Origin of the sequence: Zoogloea sp. (genome assembly GCF_041914405.1) — a bacterium.
In the GTDB taxonomy this organism is placed as follows: domain Bacteria; phylum Pseudomonadota; class Gammaproteobacteria; order Burkholderiales; family Rhodocyclaceae; genus Zoogloea.
On record NZ_JAYSDK010000014.1, the window covers coordinates 70,921 to 93,503 of the forward strand.

A 22,583-nucleotide genomic window follows, 5' to 3' on the forward strand; every position below is an offset into this window, starting at 1 on the left:
GATTACTTGATGACGAGGGCGCTGAACGGCCAGACATAGGCCTGCAGCGTCACGAAGATACCCACCAGGCAAGCCAACGCGATGGAGTGGAAGAACACGTAGCGCAGGATGTCACCCTCGTGGTTGAACCAGCGCGTGGCGGTCGAGGCCACCACGATGGACTGGGCATCCACCATCTTGCCCATCACGCCGCCGGCGCTGTTGGCTGCGCCCATCAGGTTGGGGCTGAGGCCGAGCTGTTCCGCCGCAACCTTCTGCATGCCGCCGAAGAGCACGTTGGAGGCGGTGTCTGAACCGGTCAGTGCGACGCCCAGCCAGCCCATCAGGGTACCGAAGAAGGGATACAGCACGCCGGTGGAGGCGAAGGCCAGGCCCAGGGTGGTGTCGAGGCCGGAATAGCGGGTCAGGGTGCCGAGGGCCAGCATCAGGACGATGGTGATCAGCGAGTAGCGAACCAGCCAGATCGTCTTGCCATAGGTGCGCAGCAGGGCCAGCGGGTTGTACTTCATCGCCAGGCCACCGACGATCGCCGCTACGAAGATGCCGGTACCGGTGGCGGACAGCAGCCCGAAGACGTATTCGGCGCTTTCCTTGGTCGGCGTAGCGACAACCGGCGGAACCTTCTCGACCAGCTTGTGCAGGCCTTCGATCGGGAACTTCGGCGCGTAGATGCCGTTGAAGTAGGCCTTCACCGCGGGCAGGCCCCAGATGAAGACGAACACCGTCAGGATGAACCAGGGCATCCAGGCGCGCACCACGTCGCCGGTGGCGTGCCGGGCGATGGCCGTGGCGGGAGCCGCCTTGCCGCCGTCTTCCTCGTGCCCACGGAGGGAGGTGGAGCGCCAGATCTCGGCGGGCTGCCAGACCTTCATGAACAGCACGAGGCAGATCATCGAGCACATGGCGGCGATCACATCCACAAGCTCGGGGCCGAAGAAGTTGGAAACGATGAACTGCGGGATCGCGAAGGTCACGCCGGCAACCAGGATGGCCGGCCAGATCTGCAGCATGCCCTTGCGCCCGGCGAAGGCCCAGATCAGCCAGAACGGTACCAGCACAGAGAAGAACGGCAGCTGGCGGCCGACCATCGCCGATACGGCCATCACGTCATAGTTGTGGACCTTGGCCAGCGTGATGATCGGTGTGCCGAGGGCACCGTAGGCCACCGGGGCGGTGTTGGCGATCAGGGACAGGCCGGATGCGGCCAGCGGCGAGAAGCCGAGGCCGATCAGGATCGCCGCCGTCACTGCCACCGGGGTGCCGAAGCCGGCCGCGCCTTCAAAGAAGGCGCCGAAGGCGAAGGCGATCAGCAGCAGTTGCAGGCGCCGGTCTTCAGTGATGCCGGCGATGGAGTCCTGCAGGATCTTGAATGACCCGTTCTGCTCGGTGAGCTGATGCAGGAAGATGATGTTGAGCACGATCCAGCCTATCGGCAGCAGGCCGGTGAGGCCGCCCATGAAGGCTGCCTTGCCGGCCATTTCGGCCGGCATGCCATAGGCAAAAATTGCGATCAGCAGCGCGCTGGCCAGGCCAGCCGCCGCCGCAATATGGGCTTTCAGGTGCAAGAAGCCGAGGCCGATCAGCATTACCGCCACGGGGATTGCAGCGACCAGCGTACTCAGCAGCATGCTGCCGAGCGGGTCGTAGGTCTGTTGCCATACCATCGTTTGTCTCCTCTTTTATTTGGTGTGGTGCTGCGCTTGCGGCTTGTCAGGCCGCGGCTACGCCGGCGCGGGCCACCTGGGAGTCTTGGTCGGGCTTGACCCCGGACACCCCGACGGCCCCGACGACGTGGCCATCGACCGTGATGGGCACGCCGCCTTCCAGCATAGCGTTCAGGCCGGGCGCGGAAAGAAAGGCATTGCGCCCGGCGTTGATCATTTCCTCATAGAGGCGCGATTCCCGGCGACCGAGGGCGGCAGTGCGGGCCTTCTCGGTGGCGATGTAGGCGCCGATCGCCGCGCAGCCGTCAAGGCGTTCGAAGATCAGCGGGTGGCCGCCGTCGTCCACCACCGAGATGGCGACGGCCCAGTTGTTGTGGTGCGCCTCGCTGCGGGCGGCGTCGAGGATGCGGATGGCGTCTTCACGGGTCAGGAAGGACTTGGTTTGCATGGTGGTTTTCCCTTTTGTGGTCTCTGTCGGGGTTGGGATTGGTCTTATTGGGCGGGCAGGGCGTCTTCGACGATCTCGATCCAGTGGCGGACCTCGGTGCGTCCGGCACCGTCCAGATGCATCTGGCAGCCGATGTTGGCGGTGGCGATCAGCTCCGGTTTGCCGCTTTCCAGTGCGTCCATCTTGCGGTCGCGCAGTTGGCGGGACAGCTCGGGCTGGGTGATCGAATAGGTACCGGCAGAGCCGCAGCACAGGTGGCCATCCGGCACGGCGGTGAGTGAGAAGCCAACGCGCCGCAGCACGCCTTCCACGGCGCCGCCGAGCTTCTGGGCGTGCTGTAGCGTGCATGGGCAGTGGAAGGCGAGGCGCTTGTCTGCCTGTACGCCAAGCTGCTCCAGTGGCTCGTGGGCGAGTACCTCGACGAGATCCTTGGCCAGCGCGCTGACGCGTGCGGATTTGTCCCGATAGGCCGGATCGTCGCGCAGCAGGAAGCCGTATTCCTTGACGAAGGCGCCGCAGCCACTGGCGGTCTGCACGATCGCCTCGGCGCCGCCTTCGATGGCTGGCCACCATGCGTCGATGTTGCGGCGGGCCCGCTCCAGGCCCGCGTCCTGAGCGTTGAGGTGGTAATCCACGGCGCCGCAGCAGCCGGCTTCCGGTGCGGGCTGGACGGAGATGCCCAGGCGGTCGAGGATGCGCGCCGCGGCGGCGTTGGTGTTGGGCGATACGCCGGGCTGCACGCAGCCTTCCAGCATCAGCACGACGCGGCTCTGGCGTGCGGTGGGCCGGGGTTTGGGAGCGTATTGGTGGCGCGGCAGCTTTTCGGCTACCGAAGCAGGCAGGAAGGCGCGCAGCGTAGAGGCGATGCCAAGCGCGGCCTTGACGCGCCCCGGGTTGGGAACGATTGCGCGCAGCGCCAGGTTACGCAGGCGTTCGCCGGTGCTGCGTGGCACCAGTTCCTCCACGGCTGCGCGGCCGATGTCCAGCAGCTTGTGGTACTGCACGCCTGACGGGCAGGTGGTCTCACAGTTTCGGCAGGTGAGGCAGCGGTCCAGGTGGCTGCGGGTGCTCTCGCTGACCTCGCCGGTCTCGAACATCTGCTTCATCAGGTAGATGCGGCCGCGGGGGCCGTCAAGCTCGTTGCCGAGGAGCTGGTAGGTGGGGCAGGTGGCATTGCAGAAGCCGCAGTGCACGCAGCTCCGCAGCACGCTTTCGGCCACTTCGGCGCCGTGGCGATGACGGGCCGCTTCGCTCAGGTTGGTTTGCATGGCGTATCTGGTCCGGAAATGGGGGGCACGGAGGCGTTTACAGCCCGGCGTACATGCGGCCGGGGTTGAAGATGCACTGCGGATCGAGCTGGGCCTTGAGCTGGCGGTGGTAACGCATCAACGCGTCGGGCAGCGGCGGCAGCGGGCCGTCGGTGACGCCGGGGGTGTAGCAGTCGGCGTGGCCGCCGGCCTGGGTTGCCAGCGCACGCAACTGGGCTGCGTCGGCGGTGCTCTTCAGCCAGACCTGGGCGCCGCCCCAGTCGATCAGCGCATCACCGGGCAGCTCTGCCGGCGTGCGGTTGTTGCCCACCGCCAGGCGCCACAGGGGGCGCGGATCCTTGAAGAAATCCAGTTGGTGGTTCCGCAGTGCATCCCAGAAGGCCGGTGACACTTCTTCGCCACCGAGCAGCTCGCGGGCGGCTTTAACGGAGCTTTCGCCACCTTCCAGACGCAGCAGCGTGGTGCCGCCATCCTGGCAGGCGCCGCTGATCGGCAGGGATTGCTGGCCCCATTCGGCGAACTTGCGCAAGGCGCGTGGGCGATCCATCTCGAGGCGCAGCGTGAGGCTGGCGCGGGGCTTGGGCAGGACCTTGAAGGACACTTCGGTGATCAGGCCGAGGCAGCCGAGGGTTCCGGTCATCAGGCGGGACACGTCGTAGCCGGCCACGTTCTTGATGACCTCGCCACCGAAGCGCAGGTGCTTGCCGTGGCCGGTGATGATGCGGCAGCCGAGCACGAAGTCGCGTACCGAGCCGACCCACGGGCGGCGCGGGCCGGACAGGCCGGCTGCGACCATGCCGCCGACGGTGGCGTTGCCGGTGAAATCCGGTGCCTCGCAGGGCAGCATCTGGCCGCCGGCGTCGAGGGCCGCATTTAGTTCGGCCAGCGGCGTGCCGGCGCGGGCGGTGATGACCAGTTCAGCCGGATCGTAGCTGACGATGCCGCGGTGAGCGCGGATGTCGAGCGGCGTGCCGATCACCTCGCGGCCATAGAAGGCCTTGCTGTTGCCACCGGTGATGCGCAGTGGCGAGTTTGCGAGCAAAGCCGCCTGGACTTGGGCGAGCAGGGCTTCGCCCTGGTCGGCGTCGTGGGTGTGCTCGCTCATCAGAAACGCTCCAGTTCGGGGAAGGGCAGGTGGCCGTGGTGGATGTGCATCGCACCGAACTCGGCGCAGCGGTGCAGAGTCGGGATGTTCTTGCCGGGGTTGAGGAGGCCGGCCGGATCGAAGGCGGCCTTTACGGCGTGGAAGAAGGTCAGCTCGTCACTGTTGAACTGCACGCACATCTGGTTGATCTTTTCGCGGCCGACGCCGTGCTCGCCGGTGATGGTGCCGCCCACCGCGACGCACAGTTCGAGGATCTTGCCGCCGAGGGCTTCGGCCCGCTCGAATTCGCCGGGCTGGTTGGCATCGAAGAGGATCAGCGGGTGCATGTTGCCGTCGCCGGCGTGGAACACGTTGGCGACCCGCAGGCCGTATTCGCCGGACAGTTCGGCGGTGCCCTTCAGCACGGCCGGTAGCTGCTTGCGCGGGATGGTGCCGTCCATGCAGTAGTAGTCTGGCGACATGCGGCCGACGGCCGGGAAGGCGTTCTTGCGGCCGGCCCAGAACTTGATGCGCTCGGCTTCGTCTCGTGCCAGTTGTACGTCGGTGGCTCCAGCTGCGGTGAGCACCGTGCGTACACGTTCGATGTCGTCCTGCACGTCGGCTTCGACGCCGTCGAGTTCGCACAGCAGGATGGCCTCGGCCTCTACCGGGTAGCCGGCGTGGATGAAGTCCTCGGCTGCCTGGATGGCGAGCTTGTCCATCATCTCGAGACCGCCGGGGATGATGCCGGCGGAGATGATGTCGGCCACCGCCTTGCCGGCCTTCTCGACGGAGTCGAAGCTGGCCATCAGCACGCGGGCCACCTGGGGCTTCGGCAGCAGCTTGACGGTGACTTCGGTGACGACGCCGAGCAGGCCTTCGGAGCCGGTGAACAGCGCCAGCAGGTCGAACCCGGCGGCGTCGAGCGCATCGCTGCCGAGGGTGACCTTCTCGCCTTCGATGGTCAGGATCTCGACCTTCAGCAGGTTATGCACGGTCAGGCCGTACTTCAGGCAGTGCACGCCGCCGGCGTTCTCGGCCACGTTGCCGCCGATGGAACAGGCGATCTGCGACGACGGATCTGGTGCGTAGTAGAGGCCGAAGGGCTCCGCGGCCTGGGAAATGGCCAGGTTGCGCACGCCCGGTTGCACGCGGGCGAAGCGGCCTTCCGGATTCACTTCGAGGATACGGTTGAAGCGTGCCATCACCAGCAGCACGCCCTGTTCCAGCGGCAGAGCGCCACCGGACAGGCCGGTGCCGGCGCCGCGGGCGACCACCGGCACGTGCATGCGGTGGCATAGCTTGAGCAGTGTTTCCACCTGGTCGAGGCGCTCGGGAAGCACGACCAGCAGCGGCGTGGTGCGATAAGCCGACAGGCCGTCGCACTCGAAGGGCTTGAGGTCTTCTCGGGTGTGCAGGATTTCCAGATCGGGCATGGCGGCGCGCATGGCGGCCATCAACTCGGCGCGGTCCACATGGTGAAGTTCGCCGTCGATCTTTTCGTCGTAGAGGATGTTCATGGCAGGCGGCCCTGAAGGTTCCGGATCGGTTTCGCGCATTTTTCGGCAGTCGATGATGACCCGGCCGAGCGCATGGGATGGGCGATACTAAGTTTCGAAGACACTGAAAACAAAGCACTTTTAAAGTGGTCGTACCAGTTTTTTCGAATACATGTTTTCCCTTATTGAAAGATAAATCCTTTGAATTCAATGTGATCAGACATTCAGAGGAGACATGTAGCAGTGCCTGAATCAACTGGTCCGACCACTTTGAAAAAGCCCGCAGGAGACCCTTTTGAGGCGGCCGAACGCAAGCAAGTAGCCGATGTGGTCGCCGAACGGATCGAGCGCCTGATCATCGACGGCATCCTGAAGGTGGGGGAGGCGTTGCCATCGGAGCGGCGCCTGTGCGAAAAGCTGGGTACGTCGCGAACGGCCCTGCGGGAGGGGCTGCGCGTGCTGCGCGGGCTGGGCATCATCGACACACAGCATGGGCGCGGGTCCTACGTGGCGCGCCTGTCCGCCGATCGGGACATGACGCCGCTGATGCACTTGTTCAATTCCCAGCCGCGCACTCTGTACGATCTGCTGGAGGTGCGGGCAATACTGGAAAGCGAGGCTGCGCGTCTGGCCGCCCAGCGCGGGACACCGGCGGATTTCCTGCTGATCCGGCGGCGTTACGAGGAGCTACAAAGCCTGCAGGAGCAGGGGGAGGGGGTGACCCTGGAAGAACATGCCCGCGCGGACCATGCGTTCCATCGCGCGATCAACGATGCGTCGCATAACCCGGTATTGGTGCACACGCTGCAGTCACTGTCCGACTTGATGCTCAGCAGCGTGCTGGCGTCGGTGAGCAATCTTTATCACCGCCCGGCCCACAAGCGCGTGCTGGACCGCCACCACGAGCGGATCTACAGGGCGTTGATCGACAGGGATTCCGACAAGGCTTACCGGGTTGCCTGCGAGCATATCAACAGCCTGCGTGACACCTTCCTGGAAATCGAGCAGGAGGAGCAGCGCCTGGTTCGGGCATCGATGCGGCTGGGGGCTGATCGCTAGGATGCCTGCTCGCCAGCAGGCGCGTGGTCAGCGCCTGTTGGTCAGGCTGCTTGCGGATGCGGAGTCAGCAGTTCGCACAGCATGTCCACGTGGGTGCTGCGTGCCTCTCGCAGCTGGATTGGTACGACGGCAGCCGAGGAAAGCTGCTGGAACAACTGGTGAATGACCGGTGACACGATCAGCCAGGGATGATGGACCACCGTGCTGTCCCGGCACAGGCCACGTTCCACGCAGCGGCGCAGCAAGGCGCCCAGCTGTACGTGCAGATTGTCCACGGTGTTCTGCCGCCATAGGGTCACGACGTCGGGCAGACGGTGGCCGTCGGTCAGTAGGAGACGGGCGGTGGCACGCAGGGTGGTGTCGCCCAGATGGGTGTGCAACTGATCCACCAGTTGCTCGACCAGGCTGCGGATATCGGTGGCGGCTTCCAGTAGCGCATCCACGTCCAGCGTCGGGGCCGTGAGCGAGCGTCGCAGCAGGGCCTCGAAAACGGCGTCTTTGCCGGAGAAATGAGCGTAGAAACCACCCTTCGAGAGGCCTGCCCGGTTGGCGATGTCGTCGATGCGCGTGGCGCTATAGCCGTGTGCCGAGAATTCAGCCAAGGCGGCGTCGAGGATCAGGGGAATGCGGGTGTCGGGGGTGAGGCGTTTGCGCGGACGGCGCGCGGCGATGTCGGCACTGGGAGCGATGCTGGTGGGCATGTGGCTGGGCCCGGTTAAATTTGATGAGCCCATAAAGATAACCGATACGCCCTTCGCCTGCCACCGGCTTTAGGGCGTTAGCCTAAAAACATTTTGGTCGCTAAGTGCCTGGAGGCGCCGAACGCGGCGTGGTTTTTCCGTCCGAATGAACCGGCTTCGGGTGGAAAGCCGGGTTCAAGCGGCGATCAGCAATGGAGCGTATTCGTAGTCGTCAACGCTGCTGCACGCCGAGGCGCAGACCTGTTCTACGGCACCATCCAGACACTGCTTGGCGCATTGGGCACAACGGCCGCACTCCTCGGTGACGCCAAGTTGCTGCCGCAGGTCGCGCAAACGCCGGGCGCCACCCTGGACGGCGGATTCAATGTGCTTTTCGGTCACCGCGCGACAGATGCAAACGTACATTGTCTTGTTTCCTTCACACCCGGTTGGGGGGTTACTCAGACGATCGGATAGAGGCGTAGAACCAGGCTGGCCGCGGTCACGCAGCCGGCGATGCCAATGCACAGCAGGGCTGCGAGGCTCGCGGCAGATAGCGGCCGTTCGCCGGTGGTTTCGGTCCAGTGGCCAGGGAGGCCGTCGCGGTGGCGGAGTTGGGCGGATGTCGTCATTTGGTCAGTATCAGTTTGCCGGCACGTGTCGCTCGAAGTGCATAAATCATGCCTTCGTGCTCGATGAACACGCAGCTGCGCTCGTTGAAGAGGTCCTTGCTCCGGATCGGCGACTCGAACTGGCCGGCGTCGGCATCGAGCGCTGCGTCGGAGGTCGGAAACTGCGCCGGAGCATTGAGGTTTTCCACTTGGATACGAATGCTAATGAGAACGGTTCCTATTAAATAGATGGGAATTGCTTTCGTCAACAGGCTTGTGAAGAAAAATCTTCGTTGCTATGTACGGGGCGTCGCATTGCCGGGAAACGACAGGATGTCTACGCATCGAGAAGGTCGTTTCGACGGCGGAAGGTCGCCGCCGCGGGGTAGAATCCAGGCCCTTCTGAAGTCTTATCTATTTGCACCATGCCGCTGATCACCCTCGATGACGCCTGCCTCGCCTTCGGCCATGTCGCCTTGCTCGACAAGGCCAGTTTCCAGCTTGATCCTGGCGAGCGGGTGGCGCTGATCGGCCGCAACGGCAGCGGTAAGTCGAGCCTGCTGAAGGCCCTGGCTGGCCAGGCCATGCTGGATGACGGACGCCTGTGGCGGCAGCCGGGGGCGCGGGTGGCCTACGTGCCCCAGGAGGCGGATTTTCCCCTGGAACGCACGGTGTTCGAGACGGTGGCCGATGGCTTGGGCGATGTGGCCCGCCTGCTGGTGGACTACCACGAGGCCATGCTGGCGGTGGCTGACGATGCCAGTGCCGCCAATCTGGCGCGGCTGGAGGAACTCCAGCACCGTGTCGAGGATGCCCAGGCCTGGCGCCTGGAGCAGCGTGTCGAACAGATCCTGGCCCAGCTCAAGCTGTCGGGCGAGGCGATTGTCGGCAGCCTCTCCGGTGGCGGTATCAAGCGTGTCGCGTTGGCCCGTGCGCTGGTCGGCGAGCCGGAAATGCTGCTGCTTGACGAGCCGACCAACCACCTGGACATCGACGGCATCCTGTGGCTTGAAGAGCTGATCCGCGATTTTCCCGGCGCGGTCGTGGTGATTACCCACGACCGGGTCTTTCTCGATCATGTGGCGACGCGCATCGTCGAGCTCGACCGTGGCTTGCTGAGCAGCTTCCCCGGCCGCTTCAGCGATTACCAACTCCGCAAGGCCGACCAACTGGACGCGGAAGAGAAGGCTAATGCCCGCTTCGACAAGCTGCTTGCGCAGGAAGAGGTGTGGATCCGCAAGGGCGTCGAGGCGCGACGGACCCGCAACGAAGGCCGCGTGCGTCGGCTGGAAGCTCTGCGCCGGGAGCGCAGCGCGCGTCGCGACCGTTTCGGCAACGTCAAGCTGGCGCTGGATCGTGGCGAGAGCAGCGGCCAGTTGGTGGCTGAGCTGACCCATGTGAACAAGTGCTTCGGCGAGCGGCAGATCGTCCGCGACTTCTCGACGCGCATCCTGCGCGGCGACCGTATCGGCCTGATCGGCCCCAACGGCGCGGGCAAGACCACGCTGCTGAAGTTGATTCTCGGCGAGCTCGAAGCAGACGAAGGTACGATCAAGCGGGGCACACGCCAGACCGTGGCCTACTTCGACCAGCTGCGCGCGCAGCTCGACCCCGAGGCGCCGCTGACCGAGGTCATCAGCCCGGGGTCCGATTACGTGGAAATCGCCGGCCACCGGACCCACGTCATCGGCTATCTTGAGGACTTCCTGTTCTCGCCGCAGCGGGCCCGTTCGCCGGTCAAGTCCCTGTCCGGCGGTGAGCGCAACCGCCTCCTGCTGGCCCGCCTGTTCGCCCGTCCGGCCAACGTGCTGGTGCTCGACGAGCCGACCAACGACCTGGATATCGAAACCCTCGACCTGCTCGAGGATCTGCTGGCTCAATACGACGGCACGGTGTTCCTCGTCAGCCACGACCGGGCTTTTCTCGACAACGTGGTGACGCAGGTGATCGCAGCGGAAGGCAACGGCAACTGGAAGGAATACGCCGGTGGCTATGAGGACTGGTTGCGCGTGCGCCCCGTTCCCGAGGCCATCAAGTCCACCGCCGCGCCGAAGCAGGTTCAGGCGAAGAAGGAGGAGCCCAAGCCCCAGGCTGCGAAGCCGGCTAAGTTGAGCTGGAAGGAACAGCGGGAGCTGGAGGCCTTGCCGGACCGGATCGCGGCGTTGGAAGAGGAGCAGGGCGCCATCCAGGCTCGCCTCAACGACCCGGCCACCTATCGGGACGCACCGCAGGAGGTGCCGGCCCTCAACACCCGCCTGCAAGCGCTGGAAGGGGAAATCGAGGCTGCCATGCTGCGTTGGGAAGAGCTGGAGTCGCGTGGCTCCGGCAAGTAAGCCCGTCAGAGGGGGGGCGGCATCGCCCCCAACGGGTCGCCACCGGCGGCGAGCAGCGTCTCGACGGCCTCGTGAGGCACGGAAAGGCGGCTCAGCAGTGTTTCCCGGTTGATATGCAACAGCTCGGTGATCGCGCTGAGGTCATCGGGAATGGCCGGGTCGTCCCAGCCTAGTGCGGTATGGCGGGACAGACTGTTGGCCAGCTGAACCGTGCGCACGCGCGGATTCTCGATCTGCCTTTCGTCCAGCATCGAGACGAGCAACTCCGGCAGCCGCCAGTGATGGACCAGGGCCAGTTGCAGCTCCCGTGCCGAGAAGTTGAAGATCGACTTCTGGGCGGAAGAGGAGCGCAGGGTCCGGTCGATGTGCTGCATCTCGTAGACTTGATAAGTCAGTTTGGGTGCGAAGCACCAGCACAGGATCTCGGTGACCTCGGACAGCAGGGCGGCCACGGTGATCTCGTCTACGTCCAGGTCGTGCCGGACGATGGCCCAGTCGCGGGCGTAGCGCGCGGCACGGCGGGCGCGGCTGATGACCTTCAGAACGCCGACCAGTGCCTTCGGATACGGGGCAATCTGCTCCTCAATGGTCGGTAGGTCGGAAAACTCCTTCAGGAAGGGTGAGATGCCCATCATCATCACCGCTCGCTCGATGGTCGTGATGTCGTGGTTCTGTCGGGCGCGCCGGTTCTCCTCGATGTGCACCAGCACCCTCAGCGTCATCATCGGGTCTCCCAGCACCAGGGCGGCCACGGTACGGCCGTTGATGTGGTCCTCACGTTCGCGCATGGACTGGAGTTCCTTGACGGTGTGCTTGAGGACCGGCAGCGGCTCCTGGCTGAAGAACGCAATATAGGAATCCAGGGTCTCGAAGGGGACGTTGATCAGGGCCATGTTGTTGTTCCTGCGGGCGATGAATCCATTTACGGCATTTTGCATGCGGTATTGAGGCGTGGCGCGGCTTGGCGTCAAGTTGGCAGGGCTATAATCGGCCGATAACCAACATGAGGCGTCATTCCGGCGCCCGGCAACGAGGAGAAACGCATGACCGCAACCCTTTCCCCCTTCAAGGCTTATGTGATCCGCCAGGACGAGAACCGCAAGGTTTCCGCCGCTATGGAGACCCTTGCCGCCGATGCACTCGATGCTGGCGAGGTTCTAATCAAGGTGGCTTATTCCAGCGTGAACTACAAGGACGCGCTGGCGGCCACTGGTGCCGGCAAGATCATCCGGCGCTTCCCCTGCGTTGGCGGCATCGACCTGTCAGGTACGGTGGTGGAGAGCAGCGATCCGCGTTTCAAGGCCGGGGATGAGGTCATCGCGACCAGTTTCGACATCGGCGTTGCCCATCACGGCGGCTACGCGGAATATGCGCGGATTCCGGCGGGCTGGGTTGTGCCGCTGCCCGCCGGCCTGAGCCTCTTCGATGCGATGGCCCTCGGCACCGCCGGCTTCACGGCTGCGCTCGGCATCGTGCGTATGGAGGATAACGGCCTGCGTCCCGAGAACGGCCCGGTGATCGTCACCGGTGCCAGCGGCGGCGTGGGTGGCCTGGCCATCGACATGCTGGCCGGACTTGGCTATCACGTGGTCGCGCTGACCGGCAAGGCGCATGAAGAGGGCTATCTGAAGGATCTCGGCGCCGCTGAGATTCGCTTGCGTGACACCATCGACCCGGCCAAGACGCGCCCCCTCGATGCGGGGCTGTGGGCTGGCGCGGTGGACAACGTGGGCGGTGACATCCTCACCTGGGTGCTGTCCACGATGAAGCAGGCCGGCACGGTGGCGAGCATCGGCAACGCCCAGAGCATCGCCCTCAACGCCACGGTGTTCCCGTTCATCCTGCGCGGGGTCAGCCTGCTTGGCGTGGATTCGGGCTACATCGGCTTCCCGACCCGCGCGACTGTCTGGCAGCGCCTGGCGTCCGACCTCAAGCCGCGCCATCTTCATGGCATGACCCGGACCGTGCCGTTCGCCGAGCTGCCTGGCGTCTTCGACGACTTCATCGCCGGCCGGGTCAAGGGGCGCACGGTGATTGCCGTTAACCCCTGAAGATCCATTTATCCAGCGAGTCCCAGCATGAGCGACGACAGCGAACAGACCCTGCCAAGGGTCTTGATCATCGACGATTCCCGGATGGTGCGGGCTTCCATCATCCGGCACATACGGGACCGCTTCGAGGTGCGCGAGGAAGCGGACGGGGAGGCCGGCTGGCAGACCCTGATGGTGGATCCGACCATCCAGGCCGTCATTACTGATATTGGTATGCCCAACCTGGACGGCTACGGTCTGCTGGAACGTATCCGCGGCTCGCGCATCTCGCGCATCAACACCTTGCCGGTGGTTGTCATTTCCGGCGACGATGAGCCCGACGTGCGCGTCCGCGCCAAGAGCGCGGGCGCCACTGACTTCATCTCCAAGAGCATCGGCAACGTGGAGTTGCTGGCCCGCCTGGAGGCGCTGACCCAGCTCGCCCGCACCCAGCGGGACCTGGAGGAGAGCAGGGCGGCGCTGGCCAGCGCGAGCCCGGTGGACCCCACCTCCGGCCTGGCCACGCCGAGCTACCTCCATTACCACGCAGCGCAGGAGCTCTCCCTGGCACAGCGACGCCATGCGGATGTGTCGGTGATGGTCATCGAGATCGATCACTTCGACGCGTTGGTAGCTCGCTACGGCGCCCATGTGGCGCAGCTGGTCAACCGCAAGCTTTCGAAGATCCTCGCCACCAAGCTGCGCCAGGAGGACACCGTGGCCGAACTGGCGCCGGCGCGTTTCGCGGTGGTGTCGCCGAGCACCAACATGGATGGAGCCTGCGCCTTCGCAATGCGCTTGCGGGCAGCCTTCGACCATATCGTGATGACCTACCGGGAGGAGCGCATCCGCATCCAGATCACCATCGGTCTGGCGGCCACGACACCCGGCAAGGTGCAGACGGTCAGCCATCTGATCGGGGTGGCTATGGAGCGCATTGCCAGCGGACGGGCCGCCGGCGGCAACCGGGTGATCGGTGCCGACGGGGAAGTCACAGCGGACATGATCGAGCAGCCGGCCCGTGCACCGGTCAGCATCGACCAGATTCTGATGCGCCTGCGCACGGCCGGCGTAGATGGGAATCTCCGCAAACAGCTTCCCGATGCCATACGGACACTCTTACCGCTGCTGGAATTGATAGAATCCGAGATTCCTTCCGGTCTGCCGCTGGCAGCCCTCGCCCGCGCCGCAGAAACCGGATTGAATACGCAACAGAAAAACGACTAAGGGACAGACGCTGCAACGGGCGGACGTACTGCTCCCAAAAAACATGAAAGTGGTTTGGACTATTCAAGAATAGGGAGAGGATCCGATGGCTTCATACAAGGAATTTCACAAGCGCTCGATCGAAGACCGCAATGGCTTCTGGGGCGAACAGGCCGAGCTGGTGCACTGGAACAAGCAGCCCAGCCAGATCTACGATTTTTCCAACCCTCCGTTCGTCAAGTGGTTCGTCGGCGGTGAAACCAACCTGTGCTACAACGCCGTAGACCGCCACGCCGAGACGCATCCGGATCGCAAGGCACTGGTCTTCATCTCCACCGAAACCGACCAGGAAAAGGTTTACACCTTCTCCGAGTTGCGCACCGAAGTGATGCGCATGGCGGCGATCTACCAGAGCCTCGGCGTCAAGAAGGGCGACCGCGTCCTGATCTACATGCCGATGATCGCCGAAGCCTGCTTCGCGATGCTGGCGTGTGCGCGTATCGGCGCGATCCACTCGGTAGTGTTCGGCGGTTTCGCCTCCCACTCCCTGGCAACCCGCATCGACGATGCCAAGCCGACCGTCATCGTGTCCGCCGACGCCGGCATGCGCGGCGGCCGCCCGGTCCCGTACAAGCACCTGCTCGACGAAGCCATCAGCCTGGCCGAGCACAAGCCCGCCAGCGTGCTGATGGTCAACCGCGGCCTCGACAAGGACATGGCCATCGTCGAGGGCCGTGACGTCGATTACGCCACCCTGCGCGAGCAGCACCTCAATGCCGAGGTTCCGGTGACCTGGCTCGAATCCTCCGAGCCCAGCTACATCCTGTACACCTCCGGCACCACCGGCAAGCCGAAGGGCGTGCAGCGCGACACCGGCGGTTACGCCGTGGCGCTGGCCGCGTCCATGAAGCACATCTACTGCGGCAACGCGGGCGAGACCTTCTTCTCCACCTCCGATATCGGCTGGGTGGTCGGCCACAGCTACATCATCTACGGCCCGCTGATCGCCGGCATGGCCACCGTGATGTACGAAGGCACGCCGCTGCGCCCCGACGCCGGCATCTGGTGGAAGATCTGCCAGGACCACGAAGTCACCGTGATGTTCAGCGCGCCGACTGCGATCCGTGTGCTCAAGAAGCAGGACCCGGCCTTCCTCAAGAAGTACGACCTGTCCAAGCTGCGCACCCTGTACTGCGCCGGTGAGCCGATGGACGAGACCTCCCATCAGTGGATGATGGACGAGCTGGGCATCCAGGTCATCGACCACTACTGGCAGACCGAAACCGGCTGGGCGATGCTGTCCCTGATGCCCGGCGTCGAGCACCATGAAGTGCAGCTCGGCTCCCCCGGCTTCCCGGTGTATGGCTACGACGTGCGCCTGTTCCGCGATGACGGTTCCGAGTGCGGCCCCAACGAAAAGGGTATCGTCGGCGTCGTGCCGCCGCTGCCGCCAGGCTGCCTGTCCACCGTGTGGGGCGACGACAAGCGCTTCGTATCCACCTACTTCACGCTGTTCCAGGAGCCGCTGGTTTACTCCAGCTTCGACTGGGGCATCAAGGACGACGCCGGCTACTACAAGATCCTCGGCCGTACCGATGACGTGATCAACGTCGCCGGCCACCGCCTGGGCACCCGCGAGATCGAGGAAGCGGTGCAGTCCCATCCCGCCATCGCCGAAGTGGCGGTGGTCGGTGTGGCCGACCAGCTCAAGGGCCAGATGCCGATGGCCTTTGCCGTGGTCAAGGACCCGACCACCATCGACACCCCGGAAAAGGTCGTCGAGCTCGAGAAGGCTGTGATGAAGATTGTCGACGGCAGCCTCGGCGCGATCGCCCGTCCGGCCCGCGTGCACTTCATCTCCGGTCTGCCGAAGACCCGTTCCGGCAAGATGCTGCGCCGTTCCATCCAGGCGCTGGCGGAAGGCCGCGATCCGGGCGATCTGACCACCATCGAGGATCCCACGACCCTCGAGCAGATCAAGGCGGCCCTCGGCGCGAAGTAAGCCAGGCTTGCAGTTGATCCATGAAGCCGACCGGTCATGAGCCGGTCGGCTTTTTTCATTTACGGGTGTTCCATGCGTTTCCCTTTCATTGCGCTCTTTGCCGTCATGCCGCAGTTGGTTCTTGCGGCGCCGCGCATCGTTTGCCATACGGAGTACGACGGAGCCGCACAGAAGGTGTCGTTCGACGCCGTCGAAACGCCCTATACCGTGGCGCCGCGTCCGATCTACGACGATTTCCAGTTGCGTGTGATCCTGCGCGACATGCCTGCAGATCTGGCCGGCGTGCGCATCCAGGTGTTCTGGAATCGCCAGAACGAGCCGGTGATGATCCAGGAGGCCCGCTATCCTTGGCCGCCACGGCCAGTGGGGCAGCGCTACGGCTTCACTGGGCTGCAGCGTATCTACGAACCGTACCGTGACGGGGAGTTGAGCTACTGGTGCGAAGTGACAAAGGAAGGCGCGCGATGAAAAAGTGGCTGGCATCCGCTGCCGTGCTGGCGGGGCTGTGCGGTGTGGCACAGGGCGTGCACGCCGGAGAACTTCGCATTCTTTTCGCCGGCGACATCATGCTCGCCGACGGTCCGGGCAAGGCCATTGCTGCGGGGCGCGATCCTTTCTCCGCGGTGGCGCCGCTGCTTGCCGGCGCGGACTACCGCATTGGCAACTTGGAATGTGCGGTGGCGAAGGCGGGTACGCCGATGGCGAACAAGCCCTACGTCTTTCGCGCCGAGCCTGACGTCGTGAAGGTGCTGAAAGGGCGCTTTGATGCGTTGGCGGTTGCCAACAACCATGCGGGTGATTTCGGCAAGGCGGCCTTCGTCGAGACGATGGACCACATCGCAGCGGCGGGCGTCAAGGTGGTTGGCGGAGGCCGCAATCTCGTCGAGGCGCACAAGCCCTTGTGGATCAACGCTAAGGGGCTGCGCATTGCGATCCTCGCCTACAACGAATTCAAGCCGCGCTCCTTTGAAGCCGGCGCCAACACGCCTGGCATTGCATGGAGCGAGGACAGCGAGGTGATCTCGGACATCCGCGCTGCGAAGCGGGCGGGTGCCGACCTGGTGATCCCCTTCATGCACTGGGGCTGGGAGTACGAGCCGGAGCCCGGAGCACGGCAACGCCGGCTTGCGCACAAGATGATCGACGCCGGTGCAGCGGCGGTGGTCGGTGGCCATCCGCATGTCACGCAGGGTGCGGAGATCTACAAGGGGCGGCCGATCATTTACAGCCTCGGCAACTTCGTCTTCGACGGTTTCGATTTCCCGGAGGCCCAGACCGGCTGGCTGCTGCAGTTCAGCATCGACCGGCGTGGCGTGCGGCGCTGGCACACCGTCGAGGCGCACATGGATGGCGAAGGCCTGCCCACGCTGGCCCCCGACGCGCTGACCCCCTGCGGCACGCGAGGCGACCGGCACGTGCGCCAGTGCCGCAGCGGCGCAGAGCCGGTCGGAAAGCCTTAAACCAGTCCGTCGAACAGCTGGACGTGGACCGCGTCGCCCGCCGCGACGTCGCCCTGGTTCTCGTCTAGCACGATGAAGCAGTTGGCTTCCGACATGGAGCGCAGGATGCCCGAGCCCTGTTTGCCGGCCGGGCGGACCTTCCACTCGCCGTTATCCTCGAACAGGCGGCCGCGCAGGAATTCCCGGCGGTTCGCCAGCTTGCGGATTGCCTCGCTGCAGATCACGCGGGTCAGCGGGCGTTCGGGTAGCGGGTCGAGGCCGGCGATCTTCAGCAGCGCATCGACGACGAACTGGTAGTAGGTGACCAGCACCGCCACCGGGTTGCCCGGCAGGCCGAACATCCACGTGTCGCCGATGCGCCCGAAGGCCATCGGGCGGCCGGGCTTGATGTCGATCTTCCAGAAGCTCACCTCGCCGAGGCGCTGCATCAGCGCGCGGATGAAGTCCGCCTCGCCGACCGACACGCCGCCGGTGGTCAGCACCACGTCGGCGCAGGCGGCCGCGTTGCGGAAGGCGGTTTCGAGGGCCTCCGGTTGGTCCGGGACGACGCCCATGTCCACAATGTCGCAGCCCAGCTTGGCGAGGGCGCCGTACAGCGTGTAGCGGTTGGAATCATAGACTTCGCCCGGCGCCAGCGGCCGGCCGATGCTGGCCAGCTCGTCGCCGGTGGAGAAGAAGGCCACCCTCAGGCGACGATGGACGCTGACTTCGGCCAGCCCGAGGGACGCCACCAGTCCCAGCTCGGCCGGGCCGATGAGCTTGCCGCGGGGCAGGGCGACAGCGCCCTCGGCCAGATCTTCGCCGGCGCGCCGCACGTTCTGGCCGCGGCGGATGCCGGGCGGCACGACGATTGTGCCACCGTCCCTGCGCGCGACTTCCTGCACGACGATGGTGTTGGCACCGGCGGGCATCACCCCGCCGGTCATGATGCGCACAGCCTGGCCGGGGCCGACCAGCCCGGAAAAGCCGCGACCGGCCAGCGCTGTGCCGACTACCTGCAGCGCCATCTCGCCATCGGTCTGCAGATCGTCGGCGCGTACCGCGTAGCCGTCCATTGCCGAATTGTCGTGGGCCGGCACATTGCAAGGCGCGACCACGTCGTCGGCGAGGATGCGCCCGAGGGCGGAGCGGATTGCCACACGCTCCCAGCCGGCCAGCGGCTGGACGCGGCCGAGGATGATTCGTTTAGCCTCGGTGGCGGTGATCGACTTGCGGTCGTTGGGGCCGCTACAGCCTGCATCCATGTCCATCGCGCGTCTCCTGCTGGGGGCGGAGCCGGATTAATAGCACATCGGGTGGCTGCTTGGCCACGAGGCGGCGCGCAGGGATTTTTTCATATGAAAAGAACTTTCTTTCGCATGACAGAAATGATTTTTCAGGTGACAAAAAGACCCAGTGGCGCCACTGGAAGATTTCGTCATATGACGAAATTCCCCGGCGTGGTCGCCCGACCATTTTTTCACGTCACGGAATCTGTGGATGGCGTGAAAAAACCATTATTCCTTGCCGCTGGGGGATTCTGTGGCGTGAATGATGGCTTCTGTCATATGAAATTTTGAATGTTCCATGCGGAAAAAAATTTTTTTCATATGGAAAAATGAATGGGTGGCGCCGCTCAATCATTTCGCGGCCCCACAGCGTGTTTTTTTCACGGGGCATAAGCTTCATGTGGCCCCGTCAGGACAGTCCGGACGCTCAGGGAATCCGGCACACATTGGGCCGGAAGCCTCGCCTGCGGTCGGGGCCCGGTGAGCGGAAGACAGATCCTTCTTCATCGCGTTCCGTAGTGGCCTGTGCGTGCATCTCGGCCGAAGCGGACCTCTAGTGCAAGGGATGTGACAGGTCGTCACCGATCCATTGCGGGCCGTCGCAAAATTCGAGGTGGTCAGATCGTTCAACCTTAGTTGTGACGCAAGCTGCCGCTCACCAAGCGTGTGGCTTCACCTGAACTTCTCAGCCGCCTCCATTCAGCCGACAAAAGATACGAAAGCCGACGGGGGCCAGAAGCGTCAGGATGGTCGTACGGACGACGTGCGACGCGACTACCAGTGGAACGCCGAGGTTCAGGTGGCTCGCAGTGATCGACATCTCGGCAATGCCCCCCGGGGCGAAACTGAGCACGAGGCCGGGAAGGGCCAGGCCCATTGGTGCGGCCAGCAGGAACGCCAGGGAGGCCGTCACAGCCAGAAACACCAGGCTGACGGCAACAACGCACGCGATGAATGCCGGCGCCTTGCGCAGAAATCCGGGGCCGAACCGGCAGCCTAGGGAAATGCCGATCAGCATTTGCCCACCGGCCGTCAGCCAGTCCGGCAGCCCGGACAGGGGGAGGCCGAGGACCGACAGCGCGGCGATGGCCGAAAGCGTACCAAGCACCCAGGAATTGGGTAGACGCAACAATTTGAACAAACCGACGCCCCCAAGGCTTGCGGCCACCATCAGCGGAAAGTGCTGCCACTGGACGCTCCTGGAATGGAGTAATGCATTGCTGTCCCCGTGGCGGCCAAACAGTGTCAAGGCGAGGGGAACGATCAGCACGACCAACATGACCCGGGTTGCGTGGGCCGCTGCCACCTTGTCCACGGAGGCGTTCCACAGATCGGAAAGGTTGGCCATCTCCGAGGCCCCGCCGGGCATGGACGAAAAAAATGCGGTGGGTCGATCGGCCAAACGCCAGCGGACGATCAGCATGGCGCCGGCCACGCCCATCATCATGGAAACGAACGCCATCCCGACGATGAGGGGGGCGTGGGAGACCAGTTCCACCAGAACGGCTGAGGTGAAATACAAGCCCATGTTGCTGCCGATGATCCACTGCCCCCCTTGCCTGGCCCAGGGGGGCGCGAGCAAGGGCAGGCCGGTGATGCGTGCCAGGGCTATGGCGTACAGGGACCCCACCAGCCACGGCAGTGGCAGATTGCCGAATCGCCACAAAAGCGCCCCCGCTCCGGCGACCACGATGCTGCCGGCCATCGCTGGAAGCTGACGCAATAGGCTAGCCCATGCGGTAGCCGGTTCGGAGGCTTTGTTCATCACTGCATGACTCCGGGACTAGGCTTGTCCCTGCGGTGCCAGCGCGGGAGCGCCACGCTCGGCGATCCCGCCCCGGTGGTACAGGATCACGGTGGAGATCAGGCCGCAGACTGCCGCGAACGTCATCCAGTATCCCGGGGCCGCCTTGTCGCCGCTGGTTTCGATGAGCCAGGTCGAAATCATCGGCGTGAATCCGCCGAAAACCGCTGTCGCCAGGCTATAGGCCAGGGAAAAGCCAACCGTGCGAACATGCTTGGGCATCACTTCTGTCAGGGCCACCACCGCCGCGCCGTTGTAACTGGCGTACATGAAGGACAGCCAGAGTTCGGTTACTAGCAGGTTCTCGAAGCTGATGTTCGCTACCAGCCAGGACAGGATCGGATAGGCGGTGAGAATCGGCAGGATCGTGAAGGTCAGCAATACCGGCCGACGTCCGAACCGGTCGGATACCGCACCCATGACGGGTAGCCAGAAGAAGTTGGACATGCCGACGCAGAATGTGGTCAGCAGGCTGTCCGCGGAACTCAGGTTGAGCACGCTCTTGCCGAAGGTCGGCGTATAGACGGTGATCAGGTAGAAGGACACCGTCGTCATGACGACCATCATCATGCCGGCAATCACGATGCGCCAGTTGTGCGCGATGGAACTGACGATCTCCTTGAAGGTGGGGTGGTGCTTGCGCGCCAGGAATTCCTCGGTCTCCTGCAGGGAGCGGCGGATCATGAAGATCACCGGGATGATCATGCAGCCGATGAAGAAGGGAATGCGCCATCCCCAGGCGTTGATGTCGGCCGGGAGCAGCCATTGGCTGAGCAGGTAGCCGATGACCGACGACGCCATGATGGCCACCTGCTGGCTGGCTGACTGCCAACTGACGTAGAAGCCCTTGTGGCCGGGCGTCGCCATTTCAGCCAGGTAAACCGACACCCCGCCCAGCTCCACCCCCGCCGAGAAGCCCTGCAGCAGGCGGCCGATCAGGACGAGGATGGGGGCGGCGATGCCGATGGTGGCGTAACCCGGCACGAAGGCAATCAGGATGGTGCCGAAGGCCATGATGCCCAGCGTCACGATCAGCCCCTGGCGGCGACCGATGCGGTCGATATAGCTGCCCAGGAGAACCGCCCCCAAGGGACGCATCAGGAAGCCCGCGCCGAAGGTGGCAAAGGTCAGGATCAGAGATGCGTATTCGTTGTCGCTCGGGAAAAACGTCTTGGAAATGTACGTGGCGTAGAAGCCGTACAGAAAGAAGTCGAACATCTCCAGGAAGTTGCCGCTGGTAACGCGCAAGACCGTAGAGATCTTCGAGGCGCGGGCTGCTTTGGTGTTTTTCATGGTGGGCTCCAAAGGCTAGTGAGCGTTGTCGTTGGCCGGATCGAGCCCGGTCTGCCGGATCAGCGGGGCCGCGGTGGGTGAGGCGAGGTAGTTGATGAGCGCCTTGGCCGCTTCCCGGGCCTTGCTGTCTGCGACGATGCCGGCGGAGAAGGGCGTGATCTGCTGGGCGGCGTCAGGCAAGGCGCCGACAAGATCGATCCCTGGGATCGGTAACAACTCGCTGATCTGCTGCAGCCCGATTTCCGCCTCCCCCCGGGCAACCACCTGCCCCACCGGTTCTGCGGGGATCATTCGGCTCTTGCCCTTGATCTGTTCGGCAATGCCCATGCGCGGGATAAGCACCGTCGACAGGAAGACGCCGCTGGCGCTGTCGGAGTAGGCAATGCTCTTGGCCGCCAGCAGGGCTTTCCTCAGGCCCTCCATGCTTGAGATATCCGGCCGGGCCGCTCCGGCCTTGACCGCCAGACCGATCCTGGAGCGGGCCAAAACCTGGTGCTGGGCGTCCAGTACCTTGCCATGGCTGATCAGTTCATCCAGGGAAGTGCCGACCATGATGACGACGTCGATGTCTTCCCCCCGGGCCAGGCGATTCGGAATTGCTTGCGGGGTCTCACCCATGGAAGGTCCCCAAGCGATCACCAGATGGTGGCCGGTTTGCTTTTCGAAGCAGGGCGCCAGTGCCCGGTAGGCGGCAGCAAAGCCGCCGGAACTGACGACGTGGATGTCATCGGCAGCGGCGATTGAAACCATGAGGCCGAGGCTGGCTGCGATGATTCCCCGCAGCATGCTCCGGCCCGGCGTCCAGCACGTCATCATTTGTCTCCTTTGTGTTTATGGTGGGCCGCTGCAATAATGCATTCCGCGGATTAAAAGG

The 22,583-nt window shown here is 64.3% G+C and carries 22 protein-coding genes; 8 read left to right on the top strand and 14 right to left on the bottom strand.

Annotated features, from left to right (window positions below; genetic code table 11):
* Positions 1-2: 2 nt before the first annotated feature.
* From ACE3RX_RS10635 to glcD, 5 genes are read right to left on the bottom strand one after another with little or no spacing between them, the layout of a single operon-like run.
* A complete protein-coding gene (locus ACE3RX_RS10635) occupies positions 3-1,664 on the bottom strand; it encodes an L-lactate permease (RefSeq protein ID WP_374483160.1) in 1,662 nt (553 codons plus the stop codon).
* Positions 1,665-1,710: 46 nt separating this feature from the next.
* The gene (locus ACE3RX_RS10640; protein WP_374483162.1) at positions 1,711-2,112 is read right to left on the bottom strand and encodes a heme-binding protein; all 402 of its coding nucleotides are present in this window, start codon (positions 2,110-2,112) and stop codon (positions 1,711-1,713) included.
* A gap of 44 nt (positions 2,113-2,156) precedes the next feature.
* The gene (gene glcF, locus ACE3RX_RS10645) at positions 2,157-3,380 is read right to left on the bottom strand and encodes a glycolate oxidase subunit GlcF (protein WP_374483164.1); all 1,224 of its coding nucleotides are present in this window, start codon (positions 3,378-3,380) and stop codon (positions 2,157-2,159) included.
* A gap of 37 nt (positions 3,381-3,417) precedes the next feature.
* Positions 3,418-4,485, bottom strand: a complete 1,068-nt coding sequence (glcE, locus tag ACE3RX_RS10650; protein WP_374483166.1) for a glycolate oxidase subunit GlcE — start codon at positions 4,483-4,485, stop codon at positions 3,418-3,420.
* Complete coding sequence (gene glcD, locus ACE3RX_RS10655) at positions 4,485-5,984, bottom strand: glycolate oxidase subunit GlcD (protein WP_374483168.1); 1,500 nt, start codon at positions 5,982-5,984, stop codon at positions 4,485-4,487. The genes glcE and glcD overlap by 1 nt, the downstream gene beginning before the upstream one ends.
* 222 nt (positions 5,985-6,206) lie before the next feature.
* On the opposite strand from glcD, the gene glcC reads away from it, so the two are divergent.
* A complete protein-coding gene (gene glcC, locus ACE3RX_RS10660) occupies positions 6,207-7,022 on the top strand; it encodes a transcriptional regulator GlcC (protein WP_374483170.1) in 816 nt (271 codons plus the stop codon).
* 41 nt (positions 7,023-7,063) lie between these two features.
* On the opposite strand, the gene ACE3RX_RS10665 is transcribed toward glcC, so the two are convergent.
* The 4 genes from ACE3RX_RS10665 to ACE3RX_RS10680 form a co-directional block, all read right to left on the bottom strand.
* Positions 7,064-7,723: a TetR family transcriptional regulator gene (locus tag ACE3RX_RS10665; protein WP_374483172.1), complete on the bottom strand. Its 660-nt coding sequence runs from the start codon at positions 7,721-7,723 to the stop codon at positions 7,064-7,066.
* Positions 7,724-7,897: 174 nt separating this feature from the next.
* The gene (locus ACE3RX_RS10670; RefSeq protein ID WP_374483174.1) at positions 7,898-8,128 is read right to left on the bottom strand and encodes a (2Fe-2S)-binding protein; all 231 of its coding nucleotides are present in this window, start codon (positions 8,126-8,128) and stop codon (positions 7,898-7,900) included.
* A gap of 35 nt (positions 8,129-8,163) precedes the next feature.
* Positions 8,164-8,334, bottom strand: coding sequence for a hypothetical protein (locus ACE3RX_RS10675; protein WP_374483176.1), 171 nt, complete (start codon positions 8,332-8,334; stop codon positions 8,164-8,166).
* Positions 8,331-8,522 (bottom strand): hemin uptake protein HemP, encoded by a 192-nt coding sequence (locus ACE3RX_RS10680; protein WP_374483178.1) that lies wholly within the window; start codon positions 8,520-8,522, stop codon positions 8,331-8,333. Before ACE3RX_RS10680 ends, ACE3RX_RS10675 begins: the two co-directional genes overlap by 4 nt.
* 216 nt (positions 8,523-8,738) lie before the next feature.
* Here ACE3RX_RS10680 and ACE3RX_RS10685 point away from each other — a divergent pair, with 216 nt between their 5' ends.
* The gene (locus ACE3RX_RS10685) at positions 8,739-10,646 is read left to right on the top strand and encodes an ATP-binding cassette domain-containing protein (RefSeq protein ID WP_374483180.1); all 1,908 of its coding nucleotides are present in this window, start codon (positions 8,739-8,741) and stop codon (positions 10,644-10,646) included.
* Between the two features lie 5 nt (positions 10,647-10,651).
* Here ACE3RX_RS10685 and ACE3RX_RS10690 read toward each other — a convergent pair whose 3' ends face one another.
* Positions 10,652-11,539 (bottom strand): HDOD domain-containing protein, encoded by an 888-nt coding sequence (locus tag ACE3RX_RS10690; protein WP_374483183.1) that lies wholly within the window; start codon positions 11,537-11,539, stop codon positions 10,652-10,654.
* Positions 11,540-11,689: 150 nt separating this feature from the next.
* Here ACE3RX_RS10690 and ACE3RX_RS10695 point away from each other — a divergent pair, with 150 nt between their 5' ends.
* The 5 genes from ACE3RX_RS10695 (at position 11,690) to ACE3RX_RS10715 (ending at position 17,344) form a co-directional block, all read left to right on the top strand.
* The gene (locus tag ACE3RX_RS10695) at positions 11,690-12,697 is read left to right on the top strand and encodes an oxidoreductase (RefSeq protein WP_374483185.1); all 1,008 of its coding nucleotides are present in this window, start codon (positions 11,690-11,692) and stop codon (positions 12,695-12,697) included.
* Positions 12,698-12,724: 27 nt separating this feature from the next.
* The gene (locus ACE3RX_RS10700) at positions 12,725-13,903 is read left to right on the top strand and encodes a response regulator (protein WP_374483187.1); all 1,179 of its coding nucleotides are present in this window, start codon (positions 12,725-12,727) and stop codon (positions 13,901-13,903) included.
* Positions 13,904-13,988: 85 nt separating this feature from the next.
* Positions 13,989-15,884: a propionate--CoA ligase gene (locus tag ACE3RX_RS10705; protein WP_374483189.1), complete on the top strand. Its 1,896-nt coding sequence runs from the start codon at positions 13,989-13,991 to the stop codon at positions 15,882-15,884.
* Positions 15,885-15,956: 72 nt separating this feature from the next.
* Positions 15,957-16,352 carry a hypothetical protein gene (locus ACE3RX_RS10710; protein ID WP_374483191.1) on the top strand — a complete coding sequence of 132 codons (396 nt, stop codon included), beginning with the start codon at positions 15,957-15,959 and terminating at the stop codon, positions 16,350-16,352.
* The gene (locus tag ACE3RX_RS10715) at positions 16,349-17,344 is read left to right on the top strand and encodes a CapA family protein (protein ID WP_374483193.1); all 996 of its coding nucleotides are present in this window, start codon (positions 16,349-16,351) and stop codon (positions 17,342-17,344) included. Before ACE3RX_RS10710 ends, ACE3RX_RS10715 begins: the two co-directional genes overlap by 4 nt.
* Here ACE3RX_RS10715 and glp read toward each other — a convergent pair.
* On the bottom strand, positions 17,341-18,588 hold the full coding sequence (glp, locus tag ACE3RX_RS10720) for a gephyrin-like molybdotransferase Glp (RefSeq protein ID WP_374483245.1): 1,248 nt from the start codon (positions 18,586-18,588) through the stop codon (positions 17,341-17,343). The two genes, ACE3RX_RS10715 and glp, sit on opposite strands and share 4 nt — an antisense overlap.
* Positions 18,589-18,681: 93 nt before the next feature.
* Here glp and ACE3RX_RS10725 point away from each other — a divergent pair, with 93 nt between their 5' ends.
* A complete protein-coding gene (locus ACE3RX_RS10725) occupies positions 18,682-18,903 on the top strand; it encodes a hypothetical protein (protein ID WP_374483195.1) in 222 nt (73 codons plus the stop codon).
* 394 nt (positions 18,904-19,297) lie between these two features.
* Here ACE3RX_RS10725 and ACE3RX_RS10730 read toward each other — a convergent pair whose 3' ends face one another.
* Genes ACE3RX_RS10730 through ACE3RX_RS10740 form a run of 3 tightly spaced genes read right to left on the bottom strand, consistent with a single transcriptional unit; the run spans position 19,298 to position 22,525 of the window.
* The gene (locus tag ACE3RX_RS10730; RefSeq protein ID WP_374483197.1) at positions 19,298-20,377 is read right to left on the bottom strand and encodes an AbrB family transcriptional regulator; all 1,080 of its coding nucleotides are present in this window, start codon (positions 20,375-20,377) and stop codon (positions 19,298-19,300) included.
* An 18-nt stretch (positions 20,378-20,395) separates the two neighbouring features.
* Positions 20,396-21,709 carry an MFS transporter gene (locus ACE3RX_RS10735; protein WP_374483199.1) on the bottom strand — a complete coding sequence of 438 codons (1,314 nt, stop codon included), beginning with the start codon at positions 21,707-21,709 and terminating at the stop codon, positions 20,396-20,398.
* 15 nt (positions 21,710-21,724) lie between these two features.
* Complete coding sequence (locus ACE3RX_RS10740; RefSeq protein ID WP_374483201.1) at positions 21,725-22,525, bottom strand: substrate-binding domain-containing protein; 801 nt, start codon at positions 22,523-22,525, stop codon at positions 21,725-21,727.
* Positions 22,526-22,583: the final 58 nt, after the last annotated feature.